This window comes from Calothrix sp. CCY 0018 (genome assembly GCF_963920925.1).
Taxonomy (GTDB): Bacteria; Cyanobacteriota; Cyanobacteriia; order Cyanobacteriales; family Nostocaceae; genus Rivularia.
Map to the genome: position 1 here is coordinate 24907 of NZ_CAWUDI010000062.1, position 19928 is coordinate 44834.

Annotated in this window: 16 protein-coding genes; 8 read left to right on the forward strand and 8 right to left on the reverse strand. The window is 38.5% G+C overall.

Annotation, left to right across the window (positions count from 1 at the left end; translation table 11 throughout):
- Positions 1 to 42 precede the first annotated feature (42 nt).
- Entirely contained in the window at positions 43 to 1188 is a 1146-nt protein-coding gene (locus ACM03V_RS30625; protein WP_414624586.1) for a glycosyltransferase family 4 protein, read from the forward strand.
- 189 nt (positions 1189 to 1377) lie between these two features.
- On the opposite strand, the gene ACM03V_RS30630 is transcribed toward ACM03V_RS30625, so the two are convergent.
- Positions 1378 to 1641 (reverse strand): hypothetical protein, encoded by a 264-nt coding sequence (locus ACM03V_RS30630; RefSeq protein ID WP_414624587.1) that lies wholly within the window; start codon positions 1639 to 1641, stop codon positions 1378 to 1380.
- A gap of 411 nt (positions 1642 to 2052) precedes the next feature.
- Between ACM03V_RS30630 and ACM03V_RS30635 the strand changes: the two genes are divergently transcribed.
- Positions 2053 to 2346: a WGxxGxxG family protein gene (locus ACM03V_RS30635; protein WP_414624588.1), complete on the forward strand. Its 294-nt coding sequence runs from the start codon at positions 2053 to 2055 to the stop codon at positions 2344 to 2346.
- A 118-nt stretch (positions 2347 to 2464) separates the two neighbouring features.
- On the opposite strand, the gene ACM03V_RS30640 is transcribed toward ACM03V_RS30635, so the two are convergent.
- Entirely contained in the window at positions 2465 to 4060 is a 1596-nt protein-coding gene (locus tag ACM03V_RS30640; RefSeq protein WP_414624589.1) for a mechanosensitive ion channel family protein, read from the reverse strand.
- Positions 4061 to 4341: 281 nt separating this feature from the next.
- On the opposite strand from ACM03V_RS30640, the gene ahcY reads away from it, so the two are divergent.
- The 4 genes from ahcY (at position 4342) to ACM03V_RS30660 (ending at position 8684) form a co-directional block, all read left to right on the forward strand.
- On the forward strand, positions 4342 to 5619 hold the full coding sequence (gene ahcY / locus ACM03V_RS30645) for an adenosylhomocysteinase (RefSeq protein ID WP_414624590.1): 1278 nt from the start codon (positions 4342 to 4344) through the stop codon (positions 5617 to 5619).
- A 732-nt stretch (positions 5620 to 6351) separates the two neighbouring features.
- Positions 6352 to 6798 (forward strand): hypothetical protein, encoded by a 447-nt coding sequence (locus ACM03V_RS30650; RefSeq protein ID WP_414624591.1) that lies wholly within the window; start codon positions 6352 to 6354, stop codon positions 6796 to 6798.
- An 882-nt stretch (positions 6799 to 7680) separates the two neighbouring features.
- Entirely contained in the window at positions 7681 to 8163 is a 483-nt protein-coding gene (locus ACM03V_RS30655; protein ID WP_414624600.1) for a hypothetical protein, read from the forward strand.
- A gap of 155 nt (positions 8164 to 8318) precedes the next feature.
- Entirely contained in the window at positions 8319 to 8684 is a 366-nt protein-coding gene (locus ACM03V_RS30660) for a DUF6464 family protein (RefSeq protein ID WP_414624592.1), read from the forward strand.
- Positions 8685 to 8843: 159 nt separating this feature from the next.
- Here ACM03V_RS30660 and fmt read toward each other — a convergent pair whose 3' ends face one another.
- Positions 8844 to 9848, reverse strand: coding sequence for a methionyl-tRNA formyltransferase (gene fmt / locus ACM03V_RS30665; RefSeq protein WP_414624601.1), 1005 nt, complete (start codon positions 9846 to 9848; stop codon positions 8844 to 8846).
- A gap of 776 nt (positions 9849 to 10624) precedes the next feature.
- On the opposite strand from fmt, the gene ACM03V_RS30670 reads away from it, so the two are divergent.
- On the forward strand, positions 10625 to 11950 hold the full coding sequence (locus ACM03V_RS30670; RefSeq protein WP_414624593.1) for a hypothetical protein: 1326 nt from the start codon (positions 10625 to 10627) through the stop codon (positions 11948 to 11950).
- A 330-nt stretch (positions 11951 to 12280) separates the two neighbouring features.
- On the opposite strand, the gene minE is transcribed toward ACM03V_RS30670, so the two are convergent.
- The 5 genes from minE to ACM03V_RS30695 form a co-directional block, all read right to left on the reverse strand.
- Entirely contained in the window at positions 12281 to 12580 is a 300-nt protein-coding gene (gene minE / locus ACM03V_RS30675) for a cell division topological specificity factor MinE (RefSeq protein ID WP_414624594.1), read from the reverse strand.
- 30 nt (positions 12581 to 12610) lie between these two features.
- Positions 12611 to 13417 (reverse strand): septum site-determining protein MinD, encoded by an 807-nt coding sequence (gene minD, locus ACM03V_RS30680; protein WP_414624595.1) that lies wholly within the window; start codon positions 13415 to 13417, stop codon positions 12611 to 12613.
- Between the two features lie 231 nt (positions 13418 to 13648).
- The gene (minC, locus tag ACM03V_RS30685) at positions 13649 to 14908 is read right to left on the reverse strand and encodes a septum site-determining protein MinC (protein ID WP_414624596.1); all 1260 of its coding nucleotides are present in this window, start codon (positions 14906 to 14908) and stop codon (positions 13649 to 13651) included.
- Positions 14909 to 14993: 85 nt separating this feature from the next.
- Positions 14994 to 16319: a four-carbon acid sugar kinase family protein gene (locus tag ACM03V_RS30690; protein WP_414624597.1), complete on the reverse strand. Its 1326-nt coding sequence runs from the start codon at positions 16317 to 16319 to the stop codon at positions 14994 to 14996.
- An 18-nt stretch (positions 16320 to 16337) separates the two neighbouring features.
- Positions 16338 to 17003 carry a hypothetical protein gene (locus tag ACM03V_RS30695; protein WP_414624598.1) on the reverse strand — a complete coding sequence of 222 codons (666 nt, stop codon included), beginning with the start codon at positions 17001 to 17003 and terminating at the stop codon, positions 16338 to 16340.
- A 312-nt stretch (positions 17004 to 17315) separates the two neighbouring features.
- On the opposite strand from ACM03V_RS30695, the gene ACM03V_RS30700 reads away from it, so the two are divergent.
- On the forward strand, positions 17316 to 19928 hold a 2613-nt coding region (locus ACM03V_RS30700), incomplete at its 3' end, for a tetratricopeptide repeat protein (protein ID WP_414624599.1).

Consider the following 19928-nt stretch of genomic DNA (forward strand, 5'->3'; position numbering starts at 1 on the left):
TTCTCTACCCATGCCCAATGCCCTTCGGCCCAATTATAAAACATGAAAATCTTATTTTTAGATCAAAGCGGTAAACCCGGCGGTGCCGAATTATGTTTAATAGATATTGCCAAACCGTATCAAAATGATTGCTTGGTAGGATTATTTGCGGATGGTTCTTTTAAGGATTTATTAGCAAAAAATCATATTCCCGTACAGGTTTTAACAGATAAAACTATACAGGTAAAAAAAGAAAGTTCTTTTAGTCAAGGATTAGCAAGTATTACTCAACTTGCACCCTTGATTGCCAAAGTTGTAAAAATTGCCCGAAACTACGATTTAATTTACGCTAATACTCAAAAAGCATTAGTAGTTGGCGCAATCGCTAGCTTTTTCAGCCGTCGCCCTTTGGTATTTCACCTACACGATATTCTTTCACCAGAACACTTTAGTAAAACCAACCGCAATATTTCGGTAGCTTTAGCAAATCGCGCATCGTTAGTTATTGTTAATTCCGAAGCTAGTAAAAAAGCCTTTATCGAAGCCGGAGGAAAAGCCGAATTAGTAGAAATAGTTTACAACGGTTTTGACCCGCAAAAATATATAAATAACGAAACAGAAATTCAGCAAGTTAGACAAAAATTAGAACTAGAAGATAAATTTATCGTCGGACATTTTAGTAGACTTGCACCTTGGAAAGGACAGCATATATTAATTGAAGCACTCGCAAAATGTCCGTCAGAAGTCACGGTAATTTTAGTTGGAGATGCTTTATTTGGCGAACAAGATTACGTCAAACAGCTACATCAACAAATTGATCAATTAAAACTACAAAACCGAGTTAAATTCTTAGGTTTTCGTAACGATATTCCCCTACTGATGGCGGCTTGTGACTTAGTAGCACATACTTCTACTTCTCCAGAACCTTTTGGAAGAGTCATCGTAGAAGCCATGCTATCCGGAACACCCGTAGTTGCAGCAGCATCCGGTGGTGCAGTTGAGTTAGTAGAACCCGGTATAAATGGCTTTTTAGCCACTCCGGGAAATCCCTCAGAACTTACCGAAATTATAAACACCTGCATTCAAGACAAACAAAAAACTGACGCTATTGCACAAGAAGCACGAAATAGCGCCAGCCAAAGATTTCATGTCGCAAATATTGATCGGCAAATCGCTCAACTACTAGAACAGTTATCAGTGAGCAGTTAGGGATGGGGTAGAGCGGGTAGAGAGGGTAGAATTCATAACTCTTAACTCCTAACTCCTAACTCTTTCTCCTTGTCCCCTTGTCCCCCATCTCCCCCTGAGCCGCACCCTTGGGGGTGAACGGGTTGCGCCACTTGCCTGACTGTCGGGGAACCCGCCCAACGCAGTGGCTGTGCGATCTCCCCATCTCCCTCATGCTGCTTCTCGCAACTGGGGCTTTTGTGATGCTTCCGGAAATGAAAACTGTAATTGTTCGGCTGAGGGTGCTTTTTCCTTCTGCAAAACTTCTATGTCAATATTTACGCTTATCAAATAATTACCTCCATCAGCATCAACCGCTTCTGCGATTAACTTGGCAATATCCGGACGCTTGGAACTAAGCACATCGCGCAATATACATCTATCCCACTCGTGCTTGGCTGTTGGGTTGATACTCAGAATAAAGTGCTTAACCATACGAAAATATCCAATATTTAAATATTAATTGTCTCGAAGGCTTTTATATCGCCATTCCCTATATTTTAGTTCATTTGTACTAAAATAGCAATTTTTCTTTAGGAGTAGGTAAAGTTCCCCATAGAAAATAGACGATTTTAGTCAAAAGACTTTTGATTGTTTAGTTTTTCGCAATTATCAAGACTTGAAACTGAAAAAAAGCTTGTTGCTAAAGTATGAGACGAGTTTATTCCTACAGTGAGAGTAAAGACAAAACGATAACATCTATTGTGTTTGTTAGTACTCCTTGGGTTGTGGCTGACGCAATAAAAAGTGCTTAGGGTTAGTGCCATTAGCATTCCCCAGTCCTTGGACTAGCTGATTCCGTCGAAAGTATCGTTTTTATCGTCAAAACCTTAAAGGGAAATTACCATGAAGTTTAGCAATTTATCTAAGACTGTTTGTGCTAGTGCCTTCGCTATCAGTTTAGCCGCTTTACCTTTATCGCTTTCTGCTTCTGCTCAAACGGGAAATTTAGATACAGATACCAATAGAACAGTCACCGTTCAAGAAGATGACGGCTTTGACTGGGGATGGTTAGGCTTATTAGGTTTACTTGGACTAGCAGGATTAGGAGGTCGCAAGAAACGTAATGACACAGTAGCTTATCGCGACCCTAACGATGTTACCGGAACTGGTGCTACAGGAACAACCACCAGATATTAAATTAACAATCCGACTAAATAATTAATAATATGGCGCATCCGCGCCCAGCTACACTAAGTAATTCGTAGTACTTGTAACTACGAATTACTTTAATATTTCTCTCAAGAACAGTTAACTGTTAATTATTTGGTGAATTAAGCCAAACCGATTGTTGTAATACGGGAATGCTTATTCCGGCTTTATCGAAGGCAACTTTAATACGACGACGATATTCTCTGGCTACATCCCATTGTTTGAGAGGTTGGGTTTTAATCCAAACGCGAATTACCAAACCGCGATCGCCAAAGTTTTCGACTCCTAAAACTTGAGGTGGTTCGATAATTTGATGATCCCATCGCGCATCTCGATCCATATCTAAACCTACAGTTTCAATTAGCTTCAAAGCTTCCTCAATATCGGTTTGATAAGCGATGGGAATGGTCAAATCGGCACGGGACCAGCGACTTGAAAGGTTGGCAACTATTTTAATTTCACTATTGGGAATCGTAATCAAGCGTCCTTCTGCATCGCGTACCTGGGTGATCCGTAAGTTGAGATTTTCTACCAATCCCCCTACGTCACCTACTGTAATTACATCACCCAAAGCATACTGGTCTTCGACAATAATTAAGAAGCCGTTAATTGCATCTTTAATTAAGCTTTGGGAAGCCAGGGAAAGAGCAACACCGACCAAACTTACACCGGCTAACAAGGGAATGATATCTATTCCTAAGACTGTTAAAGTTAGCAAAATACCAACTGCCAGCCACAGGAATGCAGTAATACTTTTTGAAACACCAGAAAAGGTAGAAACTCGTAGTTGTAGTCTTTCAGAAGTTTCTGGAGTTATTAAAGTACTGCTTTTAACAAAAGCAGAAGTAAAACGGTCAATTAAGAGATAGGTGAGGCGAACAGCGACATAAGTTGCCACTCCTACAACACCCAACCTTAAAGGAATTCGTAGGGCAGCGATAATTGCCACTTCAATTGCTCGCGTGTAGGGAAATAAACTCAGTATTATTAAAGTCCCGCCAGTCCAAATAGCAGCCTGAGTTAGCTGAAAAAATCGTCGCTTGACTTCTAAAATATGCCGATTTTGCTGATGTTTCAGTTGTGTTGTAATTGGTTTAACTACTCGTACATCTGAAGTCAGTGGCTTTAACATAAAATTTCGTTTGGAACGACGCGAGAAGTACCAGACTCCCCAACTACTTAGAATCATCCCCACACCAATAGCCACAGCTATTTTACTTTGATTAATAATAAATTCAGGTCGTCGCTCCCGCTTGGCTTGTTTTAAACTATCTTCAATCTCTTGCTCAAGATTAGCAGCCAAAATTTGAGGCTGAACCTGTCTTAATTTGGCATCTTCTTGGGTGACAGTTAAAAGATATTGATCGTTGACATAAATTACTGGTAATCCGTTTAAAGTCCGAGCCTCTACATTAAGCTTGCTATCATTCGAGCGCAGGTAATTGTTGCGAATTTCAGCCAGTTTTTTGTTTATATCTTGCAAACGCTCATTAATACTTCCCCTTGGAGCAGCTATTTGAAACAAACGCCGACCATCTAAATAAACCCAACTACTAACAACTTTGCTTTCTAAATTTCTAATATTTAGCGAAGGTGTTTGTACTTGAGGTAAAAAAGGAACTTGTGCCATCCCAACCTTGGCATCAATCCCCACAATTATCAATAACGTACATAAAGCAATAACAATAAATCGATAGCGCAATTGATACCTCCTTTTCTCATTCTCAGAATCTAGCCGATATATATCCTGGCAAATAGTTTCTGCAAATGTACCTATCGATAGGCGAGTTTTAATCGAGTTGGATATCTAATTGTGATATGCGATACATATAAACAAGCAAAGAACTAGTTGAAAACCATATGTAATTTCCAAAATAGAACTAAATCATCGTCTTTATTTGCCAGACTTGTTCTAATCTAGTAGAGTGCGTCTTGTTGGATGCAACCGGATGCAACATTTTTAATTAAAAGAGGAAGTATTTAATGACTGCAACAACTCCCAGATTAAAGCACGAGGTTAAAGACCTCGGCCTAGCTGCTTTGGGAAGACAACGGATCGAATGGGCTGGACGCGAAATGCCTGTGTTAAAACAGATTCGCGATCGCTTTGCCAAAGAAAAGCCATTCGCAGGAATCCGTTTAGTAGCTTGTTCTCATATCACAACCGAAACAGCACATTTGGCGATCGCGCTCAAAGCTGGTGGTGCTGATGCACTGTTAATTGCTAGCAATCCCCTATCAACTCAAGACGACGTAGCAGCAAGTCTCGTCGCAGACCATGAAATTCCGATCTTTGCTATCAAAGGCGAAGATGATGAAACCTATAAGCGCCACGTTGAAATTGCTTTAGATCACCGTCCTAACATCATTATTGATGACGGTTCTGATGTAGTTGCGACTTTAGTTAAAGACCGCAAAAATCAACTTTCCGATATCATCGGTACCACCGAAGAAACCACAACTGGAATTGTTCGCTTGCGTGCAATGTTGAATGACGGCGTGCTATCGTTCCCCGCAATGAACGTTAACGACGCTGACACCAAGCATTTCTTCGATAACCGCTACGGTACCGGACAATCAACCCTTGATGGAATTATCCGCGCTACCAACGTTCTATTAGCTGGTAAGTGCATTGTTGTTGCTGGTTACGGCTGGTGCGGTAAAGGTGCTGCACTCCGAGCTAGAGGCATGGGCGGTAACGTCATCGTTACTGAAGTTGACCCCATCAGAGCTATTGAAGCAGTAATGGATGGTTTCCGCGTTTTGCCAATGGCAGAAGCAGCATCTCACGGTGATTTGTTTATCACCGTTACTGGTAACAAGCACGTAATTCGCCCCGAACATTTCGATGTCATGAAAGACGGCGCGATGGTTTGTAATTCCGGTCACTTTGACATTGAAATTGACCTCAAATCCTTGGGTGCTAAAGCCAAAGAAGTCAAGGAAGTTCGCAATTTCACTCAAGAGTACAAGTTGCCTAATGGTAAATCAGTTATTGTCCTTGGTGAAGGACGTTTGATTAACCTATCGGCAGCCGAAGGACACCCCAGCGCCGTAATGGACATGAGCTTTGCAAACCAAGCTTTGGCTTGTGAATACCTAGTTAAAAATAAAGGTAAGCTCGAACCCGGCTTGTACTCAATTCCTGAAGATGTAGACAAAGACATTGCTCGTTTGAAGTTAGAAGCAATGGGTATCAAAATTGATACTTTAACTTCAGCACAGATTGAGTACATGAATTCTTGGACTACTGGAACCTAATTTAATTCTGAACTTGGATTAGAACTTGAATTAGAACTTGAATTAGAACTTGAATTAAATTCTAATTTGATATTGGATGGGCTTTAATGCCCATCTTTTTTTTACTAATTTTTTACTTACGCAAGCCCCCCTTAAAAAGGGGGGTTGGGGGGATCTAAGCGTCTGGAATGCTTAACTTACTGTTGCGGTTGCGTAAGTCCTATAATTTTTGACTAAATCTTATAGCAGTAAGCATATAGGTTGGGACATTATATTTTGCTTAAAAGGGAACGGGGAACAGAAGAATGTCCTAACCCGAAGTAGTGCTTTAACTAACGAATATTACTTGTATTAAATTGCCTACAGAGAAAAATTATGCTTTAGTAAAAGCTTTGTTTGATGTTAAATCTTCCGTAAACACACTATACAAGTCTGTATATAAAAATAGCCTGCTGCTAATTATTTGCAGTTTTAATTTACCTGAGTAGAAAACGCTCAGAAAAATTGATCTGTCAAGTCAAAAATTAATCATATTTATGTAAATTTCATAAAAATAATAGTGCTTTTTATTACTTCTTCATGAATTGTATTTTCTTTCAGATAAACTGGTATAAGCTAAAGTCAGCTTTCGTAACCTTAGTAAATATACGTAAATTGTAATTATTAGTGTTTAATTAAGTACCACTGCGCATTCTTTCCAATATGAAGATAAAATTTGTAAAAATTGTCAATTACTTAGCAAAACCAGCCAATATGATTGCCGATCATAAATTAAGCTGGTTGTGGATTTCCAAAATGTCTGAAGCTGAAATTGAGCTTGAAGACTTGCAAAAAGCCGTTATTCATCTTAAAGATGCTGTGGATGTTATGAAACCATTAGAAAATTCTCCACTGAAAGTGGAAATACATGATTTCACTACTGTATTTTGGTTTTTGGAATCAGCTAGAGAAGCACTATATCGAGCTAGCATTCCGAATGCAGCCTCTTCTATGAGTAAAGTCATTAAAAATATCAAAGCAGCTTGTAAAGCAAAGTCAGTAATACAGCAGAAAATGCTGATTGCAAGAGTATTAGATGCTTTGAATAGGGTTTTGCATTCGGTAGAAAAATCAATAGCTAATGTTGTAACTCCTATAGTTACCCATATGACTTATGAACAATTATTATCTAAACTAGCAGTGTATGAGCAGTATTATTAAATGCTCTAAATAAAGTTCTTATATATTTTTGCGATTGAAATATCATCAAATTTTAACTTACGTAACACCAATACCTCTACATTAAAGATTGGTTGCGTAAGTTTTTTTTGATCGCACATGAGTTATAAGTGACGGCTTCAAAGAAACTTCATCATAGTTGATAGTTTAAATAAGATATTGCTGCCAGTTTGGCATTGTTCGAGATAATTTTCTCTTTAAAGTAAACATACTTGCAATAATTTTCCATCTGCACCTCGTTTTCCTTCGTCAAATTGGCTTCCGCAATCATTTATAAGCCACAGGCATCACCAAACAAACATGGTAACTGATTAATAAGTGCCCAGCTAGTAAGCGTTTCATGGCAAAAAATCAACCGATTAAAAACCAGCTACTAAAATAAGTTAATTCTGAACCCTATACACAGTTCCTATCCTGTTAAATTGAAATAAAAAGTATCACATATGAAGTAAACCCTACAAATTATTCCCGAAGCTTGAAATGAAAAATAGTCTCTCTCCAAACTTCTGTAGAAACTGGTTTAAACATTATTTTTCTCTACTTGATTTATTTGTGAAAAAAAATTGAGATAAGTAACAATATGCAATTGATAAAAAGTTTTTATGATAGAAGTAAAATTAACTTAGGATCGACCACCTTAAACTAAAAACTAAAAACGGAATTTGTTATTAAATCTAAAAGAAGCGTAATTTTATTCAAAGTTTTAGGACAAACCGTTGCATCAATGTTGATACCGAAGACAGTAACACCAAAAGTAATTAAAATTATAAATATATGCGATTATTTCGTTATTCTTGTCCCTTAGTTGCACAAAAACTGTGAAGGGAAACCATTATCTGTTTAGACCCAAAACTGATGTTTAAAATCCCAAATTCCAAAAACTTAGATACTCCATTAGATTATAAAGGAGTTTACCCTTGTCCGGTATGTAGAGTAGGAAAAGTCCAAAATATGCCTTTAATGGAGGCAATGTCTTGTGATTTTTGCCATCAAATTTTTACCGTCAACTTAGAGCAACAACAGCTAAAAATGCCTTCGCGGGAACCCCCCTTAATTTGGCGCTGGAACGGCTTTTACTGGACTGAGGCTCATTTAGAAGGAGTTGAATTTGGCTGGGGTTATATCTTAGCGACAATAGCGTTTGTATTTCTTCCCACCAGTTTAATTGCACTAGTTGCCTATAATTTTCCTCCAGATCCAAATACTCCTTTATCTTGGGTTCCTTACATTTGGACGATACTGACATTTTTTTCTCATTTAACAATTATCATTTGGCTATTCGTAGAAGTTTATCAAATTCCAATCAAAGCCTATTTTAGAGCTTTACAACAGCGTTTTCTTAGTTAATCGGCAAAATGCAAAGTAAAAAATCCTATTTTAAATAACTAAGCAAATAAATTATCATTCTTAAACCTGGTATCTCAAAGATATCGGGTTTGTTTATTTTGAGTGTGTAAATATTTGCGCTAACATCCTATTGATGTCAACCAATTCACTACAGCATGGAGCCAGATTCACTAGTCACAGAAGTAATTTTAACCTCCGAGCATCAGTCTCTAGGCAACATAAAACTTAATTGGACACCACAACCTGGAAACTATATTGACTTAAAAGGTAAAACCTACGCAGTTTTAGAGCGTCACCACCGCTACCAGTTAAAAGAAGGACGTTATGCACTGCACAAGATCGCGATTTACGTACAGTTAGCAAAAAGACCAGATGAACAAACTTTAGTCAACGGACATTGGGTGATTGGTAACGCCAACTGTACTTACAACGCTCTTTCAGAAATTATCCGCTGTGCAATTAATCCGGTTGGCCCTTGTGAAGGTTGCAAATATTTTGAACAGGTAATTGGTAATAGGTAATTGGGCATTGGGAATTGGGGATTGGGAAAATAAATAATGTTAATTCTACCTTTATAAATTTCCTTGTAATAATTCCCAACTCTCAACTCCTAACTCCTAACTCTTAACTCTTAGCTCTTAACTCTTAGCTCTTAACTCCTAACTCCTAACTCCTAACTCCTAACTCACATTCCCTAATTCTTCTCCCACAGTTAAACGGGTACCGTTGACAAAATCCCATCCCGACTGGGGACGTTTGCCAGGTAGCTGTACTTCTCGTAATAACAATAAACCATTCCCGGTTTGTACGATTGCTCCTATATTTTTAACAATACTGACAACTTCTCCTGGTTTACCTAACAAGCTGTAGGAATCTGGCAACTTATCTTGTATTTCTTGCTGTAATTGCGGTAATCGCCCTAAATAGTCCTCTTCAAGGGGAGCGGTAGCGGTAATTTTGATTGATTGATTGCGAAATGTGGCGACACAGTTGGGATAAAAACCCCGAATTTTATTGTGTAACTGTATGGCACTCTTCGACCAATCCAAATGGTAATCTGATTTTTTGATCAAAGGTGCATAAGTTGCTTGGGAATTATCTTGAGTAGTCGGTTCAATTTCTTTGTTTTGCAGCTTTATCAGTGTTTCTACTAACAAATCTGCACCCATTGATGCTAATTTCTCTGCTAACTCGTGGGAATTATCAAGCAATCCAATGGGTGTAATAGCTTTTAATAACATTGCGCCGGTATCCATGCCTGCATCCATTAACATGGTGGTGTTGCCGGTTTCTGATTCTCCATTGTGCAAACACCATTGAATCGGCGCTGCACCGCGATATTTCGGTAAAATCGAGCCATGCACGTTGATGCAAGCAATTTTCGGCATATCTAGAATTTCTTGCGAGAGAATTTGTCCGTAAGCAATTACCACAAATACATCCGCATCCATTTCCTTTAATTGATTTAAAGTCAATTCATCTTTTTTGATTCGAGTCGGTTGCCACACGGGTAAATCATGTGTCAGAGCAACGCTTTTCACGGGAGATGGTGTAATCTTTTTACCACGTCCCCTAATTTTATCTGGCTGAGTGACAACTGCAAGTACTTCAAAGTCTGAACGAGCGAGCAATTGTTCTAAGGTGGGAACGGCGAATTGAGGAGTCCCAAAAAATATTACTTTCATCTTTTTCAACACGGCTAACGTCTTCATTGTAGGTATTAACACTATCTATAAGTTTTTTAAGGATAGGTCAAATGGTAGTTGCACTAGTAAATCTATAGACTATAATTACGTTGAGTAAGTCAAATATTAAAAATCAAATATCTTTATTACTTGGAAGAAAACTAAGCATCTGTAGCTAAGTTTTCTATGTTGTTCTGGTTACTTCTACTGTTGCAATTGAAACTCATACGTGTTTCACTGTAATACGGCTTGAAATTTATGTTCCTATATTTTTCAGATATTTTACATCATCACCGGAATCGGTGTTTGAAGTGTTGAAGTTAAATAAAAATTAGGTATTTAACACCTAGTATTCTACTTCTAATATCTGTATAAAGTTATTTCGGTTACGTTCAGTTCGGTGTAGTTACTTTTCAGAAAGAGCGAGTCTGTTGTCGCTAATTTAATTTTTTTGACCTAGTATTGGGTTTTGTTGTCATTTTTAGGTTTTTATACTTAGGCAACAATATTGTTGCTCACGGTTAATAAAATTTCAATCGTAATTTGTCTAAATTTGTCTAAACTATAGTTTAGACAATGAGTAAAAAAGGATACTTTACTTTTGTGAATTATGCGAAATTAAAGTAGTGGTTCTCGCAAAATCCTAAGTTCCCTGTTATACATATAAAAGATAGCCTCCCCCATTGCCGCTCGGCATTGCTCCTCCCACAGCAACCGCCCTCTAGAGAGTCAACCAACAAATGCTCAAACATCTTTTATTTTCGGGATGGTTCCGCATGCAACCATTCCTCAAGTACGTATTAGTGGTAGTTCTGATTGCGCCTTTAGTCGGAGCATCAGCACATTCGAGTTCGGCTCATCGATCGCAAGCAACTAAAGTTACTGCCGATATGCCAGAGTTGGACGAGGTATTAATAGAAGTTCCGATTGCTAGCGAATACAAACTAGCACAACCAGAAACTGTCAAAATTTTGATCCCAGAAGATAATTCTGAGTCAACAAAATTGGCTGCGGTTGTCGAGCCTCATATTAAACAGCCGACTTATGTAGTAGAGTCTTTAACAGTAGAGACTTTAACTGGAGAAAAAGAAGTAACATCTTTCAATAATTCTTCTTCTATAGATGAAGATCCATTTAAAGAAGTTGAACTTGCCCCTCCTGCTAGTAATCCTGAACTAGAATCGCAGAAAATATTAGAATCAGAAAAAATTCCTGCCCGTGGAATTAAGTTGGCACAGCGTTTAAAAGCTGCAAAAAGCCAATCTTCAAAAAAAGATATTTTAGTAGCTAAATTAGCGCCTGCTAAGTCGCTTAAGGAAACTAAAGTAGTCGCTTTGAGGAGAAATTTGATTCCCGAACCGACTGACGCGCCTGTAAGCGAAGAACCAGATCCATCGGAATTATCGCAGCAAGATCCAATTGGAAGCCCTCATCCGCTTCCCTGGAAATGGATAACGGCTACTCAAGAAGCTGTAAGTTCCAAGAGTGGTTCGGGAGTACGTTATTACCGTAGCGCACCCGTAATATCTCCAGATGGTCGTTATTCTATTTACAGCCGCGTAAAGTTAGAAGTTAAACCGCAAATGCATAAAAGCCGCGTTAGCAGCGTGTTGTTTGTGGAAGATAGAACAAATAATCATTTGAAGGTTGTTGCATCGACTTCTGCTTTAGTAGATCCTTTACTTAAAGCTAGGGAAATGCGGGGTGAAGCTAGTCAAATTCCAGGAAAAATCGGCGTATTGGTTCCTGTTGGCTGGTCGGAAAATGGCGAGCGTTTTCTAGCACGCAAGTTTGAAGGTTTATTCAATACCGCTCATGCTACAGATCAAGCACTTATCTGGAATCGTCAGAAAAACCACGCCAATACAGTTGCTCCTTCTCAAAAGAGTCATCAGCATGATATTGCGATTTTATTAGGTTGGAGTAAAAACACACCTGATAATGTAGTATTCCAGGCTGGAGAAATGGGTCAAGAAATTTGGCCGACAATTACAGTTGCCAATGATGGTACAATAGTTGCTACACCAGAAGTAGACCAGCCTACCACCTTTGGTAGAGAGACTACTGATGTTTGGGCTGGGCCGCAAGTTGCTTATCAATAAGTTAACGAGCTTTAAAATAATTTAAGTAATCCCGTTCTAGTAGATGCTAAAACGGGATTTTTCATTATTGGGAATTGGGCATGGGGCATGGGGCATGGGGCATTGGCATAGGGCATCAAAAATTACACCACTTTGCAACTAAAAGGAACTCCATGAATAAATTTGGGGGATTGGGTTCGACTCTATGTCTGAAATACTCATTTTTTCATAAAATAAGGCGTAAATCCTAATATTAAAAACGGGCATAGCAAATAACACTCATAGAAAAAGTTCAGTAGTGAATTTCTATTCTCAATGCCCTATGCCCTATGCCCTATGAAAAATATAAAATTACTCAGATTTTTTTTCACCTGTTTCCGACTCCGTAGCGGAATGTTTGACTCGACGAATAGGTACATTGGCAATCAAAGCTGTTGTGCGCTGGTTGCTTTCCAAAGAAAACTCCAAGCCATCAGCTTCAACTTCCACGTAGCGACAAACAATTTCGAGAATTTCTTGCCGCATTTTTTCGATCGTTTGAGGGCTTAAATCCGCCCTATCGTGAGCAATAACTAATTGCAGGCGACGTTTAACGTCATTGCGACTATTATCCTTACTGCGAAAAAGTCGTTCTAAAAGTTCAAGAATCATTGCAGCCCTATGAGCGCATACTGGGTTTAATTAAATAATTTTTGTCCACAATAACCTTCGGAGGCGGGAAAATAGGCTGTCTTGGGACGAGTCAAAATCAATAAAATCTACCGTTTCCCCTTCTAATCTACGAGCAATATTATCGTAAGCCGTGGCAGCTAAAGAAGGATTTTCCGATAAAACCAGAGGTTCGCCACGGTTGGTAGAAACAATTACCCGCTCGTCGTCGGGAATTACCCCAATTAAAGGTACTGCTAGAAGTTCCTGGACATCCTGCACAGACATCATATCATTTAACCGAATCATTGCGGGTTTTATCCGGTTAATAATTAAGTGAATGCGCTTGACACCTTGTGCTTCTAATAACCCAACTACCCGATCGGCATCACGGACAGCTGCTATTTCCGGAGTTGTGACAATTAAAGCTTCGTTTGCTGGCGCGATCGCATTTTTGAACCCCATTTCGATTCCAGCGGGGCTATCGATAATGATGTACTGATATTTCTGCGCTAAAGCATTAACCAGTAGCTTCATTTGATCGGGGGTGACAGCTTCTTTGGTGCGATTCTGTGCCGCAGGTAGCAGCACTAAATTGGGTTGTCGCTTATCTTTGACTAAGGCTTGTTCCAAACGGCATTCCCTAGCCAAAACTTCCAGCGCAGTGTAAACAATGCGGTTTTCAAGTCCCAACAACAAATCCAAATTTCGCAGACCAAAATCAGCGTCAACTAATGCAACTTGACGACCTAGTTTGGCTAAAGCCATGCCAAGATTGGCTGTAGTAGTGGTTTTTCCTACCCCTCCCTTACCGGAGGTAATGACAACAATTCGAGTCATGATTACGAAAACGCTCGTGATGGCATTGCAAAATATAATTCAGTTAACAGTTATCAGTTACCAGTTATCAGTTACCAGCTATCAGTTATCAGTTACCAGTAAAACAAAGAAAGTTGAAATCACCTTCATTCAACTGTTCCCTATTCCCTATTCCCTATTCCCTATTCCCTGTTCACTGTTCACTGTTCCCTGTTCCCCGTTCGCTGTAATGGTAATTATCGAAGAAATGATTTAACCGGCGTTAATTGATTTGCGAGAAAAATCATTAGCATTGGTGATGCGGATTCCTTGTGTTGTAATATACGCAACTTCAGCAGTCTTTTGCGTCAGCGTTTTTTCTGGTGCCCTAGCCAAAGCATCGGCAATTCTCAACTGGGTTGGTTCCATTTGTAAAGCCATAATTGTGCATTCGCTGTTACCTTGGGCACCCGCATGAGCAACCCCACGCAAGCGACCCCAAATTAGAATATCGCCATCTGCGACTACAATACCACCAGGATTTACATCTCCCAAGATAATTACGCTACCTCTATGACGAATTTCTACACCAGAACGCACGGTGGTTTCCATGTAAAGTGGTTCTGCTGGGGGTAAGTTAGCCTTATAAGATCCAAACGAAAAAGCGGTTTTTGGCTGCAATTGTTCTACAGAATAACCAGCACCCGCAGCCGCGATCGCAGTTTGACGACGACTGGAACCAACGGATTTTAGCTGTAAAGACAATTCGCTTAAGGTATCGGCAATGTCTTGTAGCTGTCTGCTATCAAGTAAACGGTCGTGTGTAATCAAATGTACGCTTATCTTTGAGGAAAAGAAGCGTTTCTGGGCTAAAAGCCGCAGTTTCATTTGTTGCCAAATTTCTGACCAGCTATACTCCGAGACAGAAGCTTCGGTTAAAGTTGGTAAAGTTAGTACCAATCTATCTTTTTCGCTTCTGATTTCTACCTGTATTTTTTGATTCGCTGCGATCGCATTTTCTAGCAACGGAATATCAATGCTTATGCGATCGTTAATTGGTTGCTCAACAGGATTCGTCTTTTCAACAGTTTCTATTTGCTCGGAGTCTAACTTTTCATCATAAATAACAGTTGTTTCTTCAACAGCAGAATTTTCGGTGGTTTCTGTTTGCTCGGAATCTAATTTTTGTTCGGAAATAACAGTAGTTTCCTCAACGGCAGAATTTTCTAGGGTTTCTGTTTGCTCGGAATCTAATTTTTGTTCGGAAATAACAGTAGTTTCTTCAACGGCAGAATTTTCTAGGGTTTCTGTTTGCTCGGAATCTAACTTTTGATCGGAAATAACAGTAGTTTCTTCTAAGTTGCGATTAAAATTTGAAGTTGAAGAAATAAAATGGACAAAATTTTCCTCTACATCATTTTGATTAGATAAATCATCCTCAATCGCAGCAGATTCTTCGTGAGACTGCTGGGAATCTGTTTGAGAAACACCATTATCAGAATTAAAATCTGGAATAGCTGAATCGTTCGTCATGCAACACCACCCATAATGCGGACATTAAGCAATTTTTAAACCTTTTAGATCGAGAATTGTAATTAAAATCTTAAATTGTTAAACCTCACTTTAAATTTTTACTTAACCTTTGGTAAACGGTAGAGACAGCATCTGCATCACCAACATTACCTGGAAACAGCACCACTGGTAAATTAGGAAACTGGGGATGATTCTCTGGAGTACGCACCATTGAAACACCAGCGAGAATTTGACCGAGTAAACGCGCTGTTTTCAAAGCCAAACCATTACTTAAAACATCGTTAGAAGTAATACCTCCCTTACTAATTAAAAATCCGATATCGTTAGGTAAATTCCGCACAACATCCATTAATAAGTTGGAAACCATTACTCCAAATTGCAATCGCGTATCAATATCCTCAAAAGTTAATTCCTGACGGCTGGTATAAACTACTGGTGTATTACCAGCATTATGTGCCTCACTAACTTTTTTGAGTATATCGGTTAGCAGTGTAGCAGATTGATTCTCCTTATCAAGTAACTTGGCTACATCTACTTCGATTCCGACAATACCTTTTGCTTGTAAAAGTACTTCGAGTTGCTCGGTAGTTTTTTTGACATGAGAGCCAACTATTATCGCTCCCGGTTTACCCGTAATTACGTATTCAGCCATGTTTTCTGGGGAAACTGGTTGAGGAGGTAGTGCAGCCAAAGCGGTTAAAATACTCGCAGCAGAACGGAATAAAAAGCGTTTTCCCTGACTCGCTGCCGTTAATATATCTTCAGCAAACTTATCTAAATCAGCTTGCGTTTCACCATCAACTACACCACATTGATTTCCGCTAAGCTTCATCAACCGTTCCAGACTACCACCACGAATGTCATCAAGTAAAAATCTTTCTACTGAATCGTGATTAATACGTCCTTGGGTTTTTTCCTCTACATATTTAGGTAAATAACTATGATTGTATCCAAATACTGAATCGCGAGCGAATTCGGTTTCATGAACTGCAACGGGGGCACCCTGCATCATTAAATAATGTACGCCCTCCAGAGTTATACGTCCCCCTTCAAAAAATGCCGGTACCAAGAAATGAGCATCAAAAGGGCCTAATTCTTCAGCAATAACATCAGTTTCAATTGGATAATGTCCCCGTAAAGTTGAGTCACTACGACTAACAACTAGAAAATCTTTGATTTGTTCGGCATCCAATGCCAATTTCAAGTTATGACAAGCTTCTTTAGTCACAGATGCAGCTTTTTCTGGAGTTAACGCCCTAGTATTAGTTAAAACAAAGAAAATTGGCGAATCATCTTTTAAGCCCAAACGCAAAGTATCCACATCCCACTGCATAAGTAGCAAGCAACCGTGGACTGTTTGCGAACCCGTGGGATCGTCATCGAGAACAATTATTTTTGGTTTTTCAGTCATATTCTTAGTCACATTAAATCATCTGGGCGACTGTAATTTTCTTATTTGAGATTGAACATCAACGGCTATCTGCAATGATTGATTGAGAAGTTGAGCGTATTCCCCAGCTTCCGTACTAACTTGCAAAGCTTGCAGATTGGCTAAATTATTTACAAATAAATCTTGATTGCTAGCAAGTAACTTTTTATTATCCCGTAAAATTCGTTCTGTTTTCAAAGCGCGTACCAAATCTTCTCGAATTAGCTGTAATGCTGCAATAACTTTGTCTCTGTCATTAATATTACTTTGCGTATTTCCCGCTGTATCTAATTGGTCGTTAATATCTATGGCTTGGATAACTTCGTGATATTCATCAACTTCATCAAGAAGTTTTGTAAGCGATTTCGGACAGGTTTTTTTTCGCCACAACCACCGCGCTAATATCACCAATACTGGTACTAAAGCTAACAATGCTAATCCGATAATAATTTCAGAACCAATTATAGGTAAAATAATAAATGCATAAATAAAACCGACAACAATAGGAGTTAACGCAAGGGCTGTAATAACTTCGTTCATGAAAAAACCAAATCGTTTTTCGCGATTATTTAGAATTGAAGGACGAAATACATCTTCTGAATCTACACCCGTCAAGCGTCTTAATTCACCTTTAGTAATTTCTAAACCGAGTAAATCTGGCTGCACGTTGGGATATGCTCCTGGATGGGTTATATATTTTAAGAATACTTGGCGATTGAAATCGCTGCTACACAGGCAAAACCCACCTGCGTGGGTTTAAGTAAATACATATTAATAGTGTAGAGACGGCGTGCACAGTGCAACGTCTCCCAATATTTTGATTTGCATTAAGAATTTAATAAAATAGTAGTAACTATTAAGCTACAAGATACGAATTGCTATTTTCGGAATTTAATCTTTGCTATTTTTCAAGGAGTTAAACCAAAATGAATTTGTTAGTATTTACCTAAATACCACTACTATCAAATCGCTATTGGTATGAGCATAAATAAGAAACAAGTATCAGACTCTCAAGGAAATCGCGCTTTACAATTATTTATCGACCGACATCATTTAATCAAATATTTCGCAGAATGCATTAATAACGACCCAGTAGAAGAAAAAATACAGTATATTTACGGTGATGGTGGGAATGGTAAATCTCTGTTATTAAAGTATTTAAGGACAAAATGTTGCAATCGATTTCATACAGAAAAATGGCAAGAAATACTGCGTCAAAAAGATTTAAAACTATTAGCTAACAATATTGCAATTCCTAATAATACTAATGATTTTGATCGAGTACCAGCAGTTTTACACGATTTTGGATTAGCACCCATCGGTGAAGATAAACCCCAAGATGTATTTTACGGGTTGTTGATGTTGCGGCGAAATATTGGCATTGAGGCGAAGAAATTAAAATATAAGTTGCGTTTTCCTCTGTTTGATTTTGCTTGCGTTTGGTATCTGCATCAAAAACGTCAACTCTCAAAAGATAGATGGAAAGAACTTTTTCCCGAAGAAGAATTTGAACTTACAATGCAAATTCTCGATACTATAAGTAACACATCTTGGGGAGAAATGTCTGGTGCAGTGCTTAACGTCATTTTAAAAAGATTTGGTAAAAACAAATATATATTATTGCAGCAGCGAGGGCTGAAAAAAGAAGCTATCGAAGAAATTCGGGTTCTGGATATTGACACCGAATTAATTTTTGAATTACCAAGATTGCTAGCTCAAGATTTAAATTCAGCGATGTCTCAAAAAGATTCACCTGAAAGACTTGTATTGTTTTTTGATACTCACGAAGCTTTTTGGGGAAATCAGCGAAATATTGCAGATTATCGCTATTTTCAACAAGATAGGTGGCTGCGATATTTTTTGGCAGAATTGGAATTTTCACATGGGATTGTAGTAGTAGTTGCGGGGAGAGAAATACCCCGTTGGCAAAATGCTGATGAATATCCAATTTCTCTAGAGCATTTGGATATTCAATTAGTAAATCATCTTGCACAAACAGATGCTCGCGAGTATCTACGCAGAGCGGGAATTAGTAATCAAGATTTTCAACAGAGTGCGATTGATTATGCTAGCGCTAGGGAAAATCAAGTTCATCCGTTTTTATTGGGTTTGTGTGCGGATGTGATTTTGCAAGGGAAGCAAGGGCTAAATCAACTTGATATAACTGCTGATTTTGGAAAGAAAGCCAAGCAATTAATTAACCTTCTGCTGAAATATGTAGACAGAGAAATTGAATATGCAGTACACACTTTAAGTGCTTGTCGTAGTTTTAATTATGATATTTACGAATTATTAGGAAAAGAATTGAAATTTCAAGCTAGCAAGCCTAGTTTTGATGTTTTGACAGAATTTTCTTTTGTTTGGGAAACGCAAGAGCAAGGTGAAGATTGGTATCGCATTCATGACTTGCTACGACGCTTGGATTATGAGGGAGATAGCCAAACTACTCGACAAGCCCATGAGGTATTAGAGAAATATTATCGGGGAAAAGGAGAAGTCGCAGAAGCAATTTATCATGCTAACCGTTTGGATTGGCAGCGGGGTGTTGAAGAATGGGTGGAGGAGTTTGATAAAGCATTAAAATTAAGTCGCTACGATCGATGTCGGGTTTTATTAGAAATTAGGAATGAGTTAATTATTCCAAGCGATTTTCAATTAGGTAGAGTGTCACAAGCAGAAGGTGATTACTTCAAGACATTAGCTCAACATCAGCAAGCAGAGCAAGAATATCAACAAGCGATAGAATCCTTCGATGAAGTACTCAGAATAGCTCCCGATGATATAAATGCTCACGTTAATAAAGGAATCGCTTTACAAGGTTTAGGTGAATTACAAGCAGATTTATCTCAACACCAAGATGCTCAAAATTCCTACACACAAGCAATTGTTTCCTACAATCAAGTACTCAGTCGCGCTCCCGATGATATTTTGGCTCACGGTAATAAAGGATTAGCTTTACAAAGTTTAGGGGATTTACAAGCAGGTTTATCTCAACACCAAGATGCTCAAAATTCCTATAATCAAGCAATTGAATCCCACAATCAAGTATTCAGAATAGCTCCCGATTTAATTATTACTCACAATAATAAAGGATTAGCTTTACAAAGATTAGGTGAATTACAAGCAGATTTATCTCAACACCAAGATGCTCAAAATTCCTACACACAAGCAATTGTTTCCTACAATCAAGTACTCAGTCGCGCTCCCGATGATATTTTGGCTCACGGTAATAAAGGATTAGCTTTACAAAGTTTAGGGGATTTACAAGCAGGTTTATCTCAACACCAAGATGCTCAAAATTCCTATAATCAAGCAATTGAATCCCACAATCAAGTATTCAGAATAGCTCCCGATTTAATTATTACTCACAATAATAAAGGATTAGCTTTACAAAGATTAGGGGATTTACAAGCAGGTTTATCTCAACACCAAGATGCTCAAAATTCCTACACACAAGCAATTGTTTCCTACAATCAAGTACTCAGTCGCGCTCCCGATGATATTTTGGCTCAGAATAATAAAGGATTCGCTTTACAAAGTTTAGGGGATTTACAAGCAGGTTTATCTCAACACCAAGATGCTCAAAATTCC

What these genes read in the sequence shown, in the direction of transcription:
- ACM03V_RS30625 (WP_414624586.1), top strand. Translation starts at nt 43, where the DNA reads ATGAAAATCTTATTTTTAGATCAAAGCGGTAAACCCGGCGGTGCCGAA.
- ACM03V_RS30630 (WP_414624587.1), bottom strand. Translation starts at nt 1,641, where the DNA reads ATGGTTAAGCACTTTATTCTGAGTATCAACCCAACAGCCAAGCACGAG.
- ACM03V_RS30635 (WP_414624588.1), top strand. Translation starts at nt 2,053, where the DNA reads ATGAAGTTTAGCAATTTATCTAAGACTGTTTGTGCTAGTGCCTTCGCT.
- ahcY (WP_414624590.1), top strand. Translation starts at nt 4,342, where the DNA reads ATGACTGCAACAACTCCCAGATTAAAGCACGAGGTTAAAGACCTCGGC.
- ACM03V_RS30650 (WP_414624591.1), top strand. Translation starts at nt 6,352, where the DNA reads ATGATTGCCGATCATAAATTAAGCTGGTTGTGGATTTCCAAAATGTCT.
- ACM03V_RS30660 (WP_414624592.1), top strand. Translation starts at nt 8,319, where the DNA reads ATGGAGCCAGATTCACTAGTCACAGAAGTAATTTTAACCTCCGAGCAT.
- fmt (WP_414624601.1), bottom strand. Translation starts at nt 9,848, where the DNA reads ATGAAAGTAATATTTTTTGGGACTCCTCAATTCGCCGTTCCCACCTTA.
- ACM03V_RS30670 (WP_414624593.1), top strand. Translation starts at nt 10,625, where the DNA reads ATGCAACCATTCCTCAAGTACGTATTAGTGGTAGTTCTGATTGCGCCT.
- minE (WP_414624594.1), bottom strand. Translation starts at nt 12,580, where the DNA reads ATGATTCTTGAACTTTTAGAACGACTTTTTCGCAGTAAGGATAATAGT.
- minD (WP_414624595.1), bottom strand. Translation starts at nt 13,417, where the DNA reads ATGACTCGAATTGTTGTCATTACCTCCGGTAAGGGAGGGGTAGGAAAA.
- minC (WP_414624596.1), bottom strand. Translation starts at nt 14,908, where the DNA reads ATGACGAACGATTCAGCTATTCCAGATTTTAATTCTGATAATGGTGTT.
- ACM03V_RS30690 (WP_414624597.1), bottom strand. Translation starts at nt 16,319, where the DNA reads ATGACTGAAAAACCAAAAATAATTGTTCTCGATGACGATCCCACGGGT.